General features: G+C 54.8%; 3 protein-coding genes. All 3 read right to left on the bottom strand.

The annotated features are described in order from the left end of the window. A partial coding sequence (locus AAAC48_RS10540; protein ID WP_340654133.1) for a response regulator occupies positions 1 to 361 on the bottom strand: 361 nt, incomplete at its 3' end. A gap of 138 nt (positions 362 to 499) precedes the next feature. Continuing rightward, the gene (locus AAAC48_RS10535) at positions 500 to 1,549 is read right to left on the bottom strand and encodes an alpha/beta hydrolase (RefSeq protein ID WP_340654132.1); all 1,050 of its coding nucleotides are present in this window, start codon (positions 1,547 to 1,549) and stop codon (positions 500 to 502) included. Between the two features lie 950 nt (positions 1,550 to 2,499). Continuing rightward, the coding region (locus tag AAAC48_RS10530; protein WP_340654131.1) for a hypothetical protein at positions 2,500 to 2,847 on the bottom strand (348 nt) is incomplete at its 5' end.

Below are 2,847 nucleotides of genomic sequence, written 5' to 3'. Positions count from 1 at the left end.
AGACTGCCTTGATCCGAGCCAGTAGCTCCCGTGCGGCAAAGGGCTTTGCAAGATAGTCATCCGCGCCCATCTCGAGACCTACAATGCGATCGGTTTCGTCATTGCGCGCCGTCAGCATAAGGACAGGAGTCGCCTTGTGTTTGCCCGCCCGCAATTCGCGGCATAAGACCAGGCCGTCATCGCCAGGCATCATAACGTCGAGGATGACGAGATCGACCGAATTTGCCTCGAGAAATGCCCGCATATGCCGCCCGTCTGCTGCAACGCTAACGCGCAGGCCGCTCTTCTTGAGATAGCCCGAAACCAGCTCACGGATCTCCCGATCGTCATCAACGATCAGGATGTGATCAATGTGATCCATCGCAAAGTGTCCTCGATTTCTGTCAGCCACGGCGTCACCGCAATTTCCAATGCGCTGTCAATCATCTACTTATCACGATAATTATTATTGTGCAAATTAATATGGAGGAACCTTTGACTGCGATGGCAGATGGTTCAATCAATATCCGTCGACTTCAACGACAGCTTGGGCAAACGCCTGCGGGGCCTCCTGCGGTAGATTGTGGCCGATGCCGCCTTTAATTGTCCGGTGACTGTATTTGCCCGAGAATTTCTGGCGATAGGATGCGGGATCCGGGTGCGGGGCACCATTGGCATCGCCTTCAAGGGTGATCGTGGGCACTGTGATCACCGGACCTTCTGCGAGGCGCCTTTCCAGATCATCGTATTGCGGCTCACCAGCAGCCAGGCTCAACCGCCAACGGTAATTATGGATCACTACCGCGACGTGATCCGGGTTGTTGAAGGCTTCTGCGGATCGGTCAAACGTGGCATCGTCAAAGTTCCATTTCGGCGATGCGATTTGCCAAATGAGCTTCGCAAAATCATGCCGGTTGCTCTCATAGCCTTGCCGCCCACGTTCCGTGGCAAAGTAGAACTGGTACCACCAGGCGAGCTCCGCCCTGGGCGGCAGTGGCTTCTTGTTGGCTTCCTGACTGCCGATCAGGTAGCCGCTCACCGAGACCATGGCCTTGCAGCGCTCAGGCCAGAGCGCGGCCACGATGTTCGCCGTACGCGCGCCCCAGTCGTAGCCAGCGACGATTGCCTTGGGTATCTTCAGCGCATCCATCAACGCAATGATATCGGCAGCGACCACCGATTGTTGACCGTTCCGCACAGTTTCACTTGAGAAGAACCGTGTGGTGCCGTAGCCGCGCAGATATGGGACAATCAGCCTGTAGCCTGCCGACGCCAGCAGTGGAGCGACGTCGACGAAGCTGTAAATGTCATAGGGCCAACCGTGCAGAAGAATGACCACAGGACCGTCGGCAGGGCCGACGTCCGCATATCCGATGCTGAGAACGCCAGCATCGATCTGTTTGAGTGGCCCGAACGACGTGTTCGTCCCAGGTTTGATATCGGGTAAAACCACACGCTCTGTCTTGGCTTGTGCGTCTGCGGTCCCGATCATACCGAGCTCGGCAGCAGCAATGCTCATGACGGCAATACCCAGAAAACCGCGGCGATGATGGTTGATTTCTTCGGACATCACATTCTCTCCAACTGATTTGGCGCAATCCCGAGAAGACACTCCTCTTGTATCCGTAATGTATCCCGATCCGTCGAATTTCGAATACTGATGTAGCTCTCAGGCGTCCGGATACATTTGCTTACAAACCAACACGGCCAGGCACTGATCAGATCGCGCGCTCCGACCATCCCGTTCAACCGATTCTTCGCCGGATCCGATAGATCAACTGGCAGCGGTAAAGTCATATCCCGTAACAAATCGGCGTCGCCACTCTTCTCAACAAGCGAACGCACGTTCATCATATCGTCGGTCGTCTGTGATCATTCCATCAGGTTGGTCTGAACAACCCGACCCCACCGGAAAAACACTGATGGCCACCTAACCTCAGCACCTACACCTAACGGGACACGATCGTAGGTCGGTCCGAACTCAAAGACTTTGCCAAGTTTCTTGAACTTTTGCGCGAATGTTTCCGAAATCAGATCGCTGACATAAGGCCGCTTACCGCCATCTCATCGAGCAGCCGGCGCGCCTTTGCATCACCCTGATCAGCAGCCTTCTCGAGCCACTCAGCAGTTTTGGCTTGCTCTGCTCAACTCCAGTTCCCTCGTAGTAGGGAATGGCCAAATTGAGCTGGGCATCGACGTTCCTTGCACTGCGGCCTTTGTAAACCATTCAACCGCGAGCTTATCGTCCCCGGGGCAATCCTCGCCCCTCAGAATACAATGCTCCTAGTTGTATTTTGTGACATCGCGAGGACCTTATCTGCCGCTTTTCGAAGAAATTCGGCGGCGACCCGATCGTCCTTCGGCAGCCAAGACCACCATTCAGAGACATCGCTCCCAAGTTATTTTGCGCGTCGGGGTATTCGAGTTCCACAGCCTTTCGGTAAAAAAACTGCGAGATCGTTGTGGAACCAAACCGAGTCCCGTCTGATATATCAGCCGAGACACTGATTGTAGTGGTGTTCAGTACCATTTCTTGCTCCGACTTTTTGTTGGGAAGCATGGGCCCCGGACGCTGCGCGTATCCACGCTTGTTCGCCCGCACAAATTCGGAAAACCGCTAGAAGAGGTAGTGCGAATCGCGCGGATAGGTGGTGGGCAGCGGCAATCCCGGTGATCATTTTGGTCGGCACTTAGCTCCGCAAATTTGTCGCGCGATTTGTTGCCTTCGCTAGCCACGTTTTTCGGCCTTTCGATCTGCCGCACAAATATTTCGACAGCCGCATCAAGGGAAGTCGCTGCCGCAAAGGCCGAATTCTTCTGAGCCTCTTTGACCATAATCCCGATGTTGACATCGGGATTGCGTCGCTC

This window comes from Phyllobacterium sp. (assembly GCF_037994405.1).
GTDB lineage: Bacteria > Pseudomonadota > Alphaproteobacteria > Rhizobiales > Rhizobiaceae > Phyllobacterium.
The sequence above is the reverse complement of the archived record's forward strand: the minus strand, read 5'-3'. Positions and strand labels throughout refer to the sequence as shown.